Source organism: Moorena sp. SIO2C4, from assembly GCF_010672485.1.
In the GTDB taxonomy this organism is placed as follows: domain Bacteria; phylum Cyanobacteriota; class Cyanobacteriia; order Cyanobacteriales; family Coleofasciculaceae; genus Moorena; species Moorena producens.
This window is the reverse complement of the sequence record NZ_JAAHGN010000395.1, coordinates 1-6,364: the sequence shown is the minus strand read 5'-3', so window position 1 is coordinate 6,364 and position 6,364 is coordinate 1. Positions and strand designations below refer to the sequence as shown.

The 6,364-nt window shown below is 46.2% G+C and carries 1 protein-coding gene; it reads right to left on the bottom strand.

All coding sequences use genetic code 11. The features are described 5' to 3' along the window. Positions 1-101: 101 nt before the first annotated feature. On the bottom strand, positions 102-5,237 hold the full coding sequence (gene hpsA, locus F6K20_RS19960; RefSeq protein ID WP_008183237.1) for a hormogonium polysaccharide biosynthesis protein HpsA: 5,136 nt from the start codon (positions 5,235-5,237) through the stop codon (positions 102-104). Between the last annotated feature and the right edge of the window lie 1,127 nt (positions 5,238-6,364).

Below are 6,364 nucleotides of genomic sequence, written 5' to 3'. Positions count from 1 at the left end.
TTGCGATCAATGCCATAATCTGAGGCTGCTGTTGACACCATTGTAAACAAAACAAAAACAAAAGCCTTGGTTTGATCTGTGTGACGGTGATGTTTTTCCTTTTATTTCCGGCAATAGCGCCCGTTAACCGCTAGATTTCCTTTATCGTCTTTAGCACACAGTAAAGTTTCCACCCAGCTGTCATCTCGGGAAACTTCCCGGAAAAACTCATCAGGGTCTCCCGCTGAGGGAGTGGTAAACAGGCCAGAGAAAAGGTCTGGTAACTGAGTCAACAGAGCCACATCGAAACCATATCGACGTTTGGGTGCCATGTAATAGGGAAGTCGGCCACTAGCAGCGGCATAGGGCATGAAAGACCCATTCCCTCGATCATCATCATCTATCTGGTATCCAAATCGACTGGGAACTATTTCATTCGGGGCATTCTGGGAACCATGCCAGAATGGGGCTGTATCATAGGCAGAACGCTTGAACTGGATCAGAGAGCCACTGATCCGAGCGGGAATACCGTCTGTTTCCCTGCAGCTTCCTCCCGGTTGCCGCCAGTTTTCTAGGTAACGGACGAAGTTAGCTACACCACCATTATTTTCCGTTGGGCTTGGGGGACTATCCCCGGAAGCAATCACTAAATTGAAGGTTTCTCCGTCCGGGTTCTGATTGGGATTGGCTCGCTGTGTCCAGCCCTCTTGGATTTCCACACATTCCCCTTCTCTTATCGGGAGTCCGTTATTCCTTCGTCCGGGTTCAGCAGTCAGGGAATGAACTTGTAGGACTGGTACCAACATCGGTTGCTCTGTTGTTGGGTTTAATGGCCTTGGGAAAAATAGTGGTCTGTCGGTACCGAAGCTTAGAGCGGTATTGGTAAAATCCAAAGGATCTCTAGTTGTTCTATACCACAGAGCATGTGGTTGTAATCGAGGTCTGTTGGTAGGGTTGAAAGTATTGTATGGGTATTCTGCGACGGTCCCTGAATTATCTACTGTTCCATCCGTTCCGTTGATTCCCAGAGGAGTCGGAAGATTATCACTATCTAGCTCCAATTTATTGCCAGTATCCCGTTTGAAAGCAATGCGACGGGGATAGCGTCGATCTTTGGGTTCTATGGCAGGTTTTGCGGTTGTGCCGGAGAAAAGTAGATTGACATTATTTCCCACAAGGTCACTAGCCCTTTGCGGTGGATTAACGCCTTGTGCACTAACCACCCAGTCCTCAGGTCTACAAGCTGAAACCGGTACTTTCCGACAGATTTCCATCACATACTCTGGAAATTCCACCCGTCGCTGAATTGGAGTTACAAAATTGCTTAGGTAGGAACTGTTTACAGTTCTACCGTTCGGATTTTGTAAAGTACTAGGTTGAGGGTTGCCATTGGCATCTGGAGTATCAATACCAGGAGTGCCGTCCACATCCCACCAGTTGGCACTAGTGACAAAATTATTGTCAAATATGCCATTTAGTTTTAGTCCTACAGCAACATGTATCTCAGACTCCGGAACGCTAATGTCAGTTGTATCACCATCACCATTTAGGTCAAACCCTTGATTAGTATCAGGGTTAAAGTTAATATCCGGCTCATTGAAAGTATCTGTTAAGTCACCATCCCCATTCACGTCATAACCTATGACAATTTGAGACTCTAGAACCTGAGTGTCACCTCGAACACCGTTGCCATTCAGGTCAGCATTATTAAAGTTAGCCTCATTTACAGGGTCTATTAAGTCATCATCCGGGTCTAAGTTACTACCCATTGGTATCCCCCTCAGGTCATAGTCGCCATCGGAGCGGTAACCAAACTCAAAATTATTAGACAGTAGGGTAACGCTATCAGCAATCACTACTGCTGGTCGCCACAAATCCCCTGAATTACAATTCGGCAATCTATCATCCTCTTTGCGACAAGCAAAGTTTTCCTCGAGAGTGTCACGACCGTAGAAATTACCATTTTCGCCATCATCCCATTCATCATTTTGCAGTAGTCGATCCTTGAACTCTTCCACCAACTTTCCCCCAGGGGTTTGGTGCAAATTAAAGCCGGATTGTATCTTAGACCCAGCGATAACGTTGGGATCAGCTTTGATATACACTGGCAAATTGGTGGCTAAAATTAAGCCCTTCTCTGCTCCTGGCGGATCGGTCAATTTAAATGAGTTACTTTCGTCTTTACGGGCTAGGACTGTCCCATTGCGTAACATAATCCCATTGGGACGGCGGGTGGGGTCAACGGTAAAGTCTACGCTACTGGAGCTGAGATTTTCTTGAGGGGTAGCGTTAGGATCATTCTGACTGAGGTCTGGTAAAGCATCATCACGGGTGGCGTAGATAACTCCGCTATCGGGTAACAGAAATTCTGGGCTGGGACCTTTGGGTGATGTCCCAATTTCTGTTGTTCTGAGCAGATTGAGATCCAACACCGTAGTCCTGATTTCCAGAGGCTGACGGTCTTCTATCCCTAGGTCATAGGTATGCTCAGATAAGTTATAGTTATTGGACTGGTTAGGAGCCTGATTAATATCCTGGACTTGTCTGGCATTCAAAAAGGACTGTTCGTAGATTGCCCCATGAGGTATCGGTGGACTACCCATAGGAGTAGCACTGCCGTCTAAAATTGCTAAGGCGCAACTTGCGGTATCAATAGCTGAATTATCAGCTAGGGTGCGCTCACCTGCTGGTTTGAATAAAGCTGTGTTCAAGGGTTCGTTGACAAGACGCCCATTGGGAAATACTAATTGGGATTGTCGTCTCAGTCTTGAGTCGCCAGCATTTCTACCAGGAAAGGGGTAAACGATGCCATTGTTAGACCTTCCTTGGTTAGGATTGCCAGGATCAAATCGCTCATTGTCCCAATCCTGATCCCCAGATGCAAATGCATTGTAAGCCGATGCTTCATCTGTGGGGTCATAGTAGCTACTGACACAGGCAATCGGTTCTTGGTCAAAATTACCATTTTCTTCTTCTGGGTTCTTTCCTGGGTTTTGGGTGTAGTGATAAACGGCGCTTGCCCTCATTAATAGGTCACTTTTCTGGTAAAAATCAGTAATGTCATCACCATTAGGAGCCATACCATTATTATTACCAGTTAAATCACCATCTACACCACCATGCATGGGCATGGTATCTGGCCAGACGACTATGGGGAATCCTCTCAATTGGGCTGTTATGTCATTTACCTGTATTCTGTCATCAATACGCCGACTTCCGGGATCGACAAACCTAATATCCCAAGCCGGAGGGGGCAAATAAGACTCCAAATCAGGATTATTAAGAGTATTGCGGTTATCGCGAGGGAAATCAGGTTGTCCTTTGATTCTCGGCAACAGATCAGACTCATCATCATCCACATAAATCCCAGCACCGGTAACTACCCGCAATCCCCCAATCCCTTCCAGGGGCTGACTAGGTTGCTGTGCAGCTTTTCGTTCCCAGAAACCATTGCGGTCAGTATCCCCTAACTCAGACAAGGGAGTAACTTGGGTAGTGCGGAAGCGCACCTTCTTGTCCTCATCCTCAAAGTTATCCCACTCCACCTTCTTATCTATGTCTTGTTTAGCTCTGGCACCTTGGAATTGCTTTGCATCGTTATCCCACCATCGAGCCGGTAAGCCATGACCGATCAAAACGCGATCGCCAATTTTTCGTTCCTTACCTTGATCCTCTTGTAGGCTTGGTTCCGTTGCGGCGGGACTGAGCTTATTTCCAGTGATATTCAGCTTTAGCTTATTGTTACTGTTTGTAGTACCTGGTTTATAGGGAAATATCCATTTATCCTCGGGACGAAGCTCGTTACCAGTACCTTGGAGATTGGCATTTCCAGGGTCTCCACCCTCCTTAATTTCAGCATAGGGAACACGACGGGTGCGGTCTTTGAAGTATATCCTTAGAGCTTTGAGCCGTTGTCTGTCAAGCTCCTCACCGTCAAAGTCTTCGTACCTTTCTTCAACTTCCCTTGGATCAGTACCCCCACCTCTATCAAACTGTTTCTTTACCAGATCATTAATTCGTGCCGTGTAGGCTTGGCTGTTATCCCCAATCTTATCGGGTGTTTCGTCAACGGATTTATCATTTTGGCCTAAGTTAACATTTGTGTTCGGTGCTCCGTTCCCATTGAACAGATGTATTTTTCCTCCTTTGTTATTATGTTCTTTCTGATCAACACGACCAAAGGCCATATTGCCGCCGACAATAATCTTGCTGTTTTCCTCCTTGTAGTAACAAGATTTTGGGCTACTGACTTGAAAATACTCATTATTTCCCCGACGATTACCGGTTAGAAAATTCCCGTTGGTAAAAATCCGGCCATTAATCTGGATGCCATCCCCTGGAGTAATTTGTAAATCATCCTCGTAGACAATGGCATTGTTGGCTAGGGGAATTCTGGCTCGGTCTTGCTGATACTCTAGAGCTGAGAATCCCGCCTCACCCTTGTAAGCCTCATAGGTTTGACCATCTATGTTGTTATCCCCAGCCACAATCGGCACCGTTGCGGTGTAAACAAATATACTTTTCTTTAATTTCGACCCAGACTTAAACCACCCGGAATTATCCACTAGGCTAGCGCTAGTGTCACCGGCTAGGGGACACCGATCGCTGTCGTTGGACTCCCCCATCGGTGGCGTTCTCGCTTGTACAGAGGTTCTGGAGTCTGGGTTTCTTAATGGATTTTGATTTTGATTTTGATTTGGCTGTGGACTTTTGAAATAAATTCCGTAGAGGGTGTAGCTATCGAATAGGCCATTGTTATCCGTATCAACCGGAAACCTCCAGGCAGTGTCTATGGTGTCTTGAGTGACTTCGTCTTCGAGGGTCAAACGGGTTTCATCACCAAAGTTGTATTTGGTATTCTTGAAGGCATTTTCCAACGCTTCCTCTGATGGGGTGGAGCGGGGCAGGGTGGGGTCAGCAAACAAGGCTTCCAATTTGGCTTGAGCCCGCTCAATGGCAGGAGCGGCGGCATTGAACACCGCTTGATTGACGCGATAATTACTGGCATTTTTGACCCGGTCAAAGGAGCGCAACACAATGGCAGTTACCAGCAAGGTTACCACCAAGGTCACCATAATCGCGGTAGGCAACACAAAGCCTGCTGTTGCCACCCGCGACCGACGGTGTAAAATAAATAAGCTACGCAATAGCCAACGCATCAAGGGTTTGGTGATGGCTTGAGACAGTTTTACTACCTGTTTGAGTAGTTTTGCGATCGCATTCGCTAATTTCTTCCTGGTTGACTTCCTGGTTGACATAGGGATTTTCCTGTCACATTTTCTGAGTAGATTCCTGAAGACGAACTAGTTCAAGCACCCTAGATGATATTAATAGGACTTACGAAGTTTAGTTCCTTTTGCCCCCCTAACCCCCCAATTTTGGGGGGTAATGTACTTAAAGTCCCCCATTATTGGGGGATTTAGGGGGCAATCCCTAAGTCCTGAGCCAAATTGTTCAATATGCTTCAACGAAGCCAAGGGTTACCCATCAACGGTCAACCCCATAGCGTTACCTCTACCTACGAATAGAGAATAATAAATATTTCATTATACTATCGAGATTTACGAAAAATACAACGATTTGTTAACAGTTTACCTAACCTAGGATTTTCCTACCTCCTCTTATGGTGGATAACTGTGGCCAGAATTTCTGATCATCAGCTTGTAGGGTGGGCAAAAACCCTTTGGAGGTTTTGAGTATTCTAGGTTATCTTACTTTGCCTCCTCTTATGGTGGATAACTGTGGCCAGAATTTCTGATCATCAGCTTGTAGGGTGGGCAAAAACCCTTTGGAGGTTTTGAGTATTCTAGGTTATCTTACTTTGCCTCCTCTTATGGTGGATAACTGTGGCCAGAATTTCTGATCATCAGCTTGTAGGGTGGGCAAAAACCCTTTGGAGGTTTTGAGTATTCTAGGTTATCTTACTTTGCCCACCCTACTCACCTACCTCCTCTCAATGCATACGTAAGCATTCAGCCGTCAGCCGTCAGCCGTCAGCTTATTTTATTCAAAAGCACCTCAAGTAGCGTGGCCTAAGGCAAATAGCTGATACGCGACACGCTGATAGCTGATACGCGACACGCTGATAGCTGATAGCTTACAGGCAGACTATTGCCCTTTACCAAAAACTCATAGATTTAACCTACCCACATTAAGCCAAAAAACCATCATCCCCAGAGAAAAACTTGGGGAGATGGGGAGTGTAGGAAGTGTGGGTAGTGTGGGTAGTGTGGGTAGTGTGGGGCGGGGGCGCGGGGAGATGGGGAGATGGGGAGATAGGGATATGATGAATTATCGGGTTATTATATCATAATCTGTTTTAAAATGTTCCCGATTTAAAATCTTCCCGACTCCCGACTCCCTCGGTGCGCTTACAGTCGTCGAA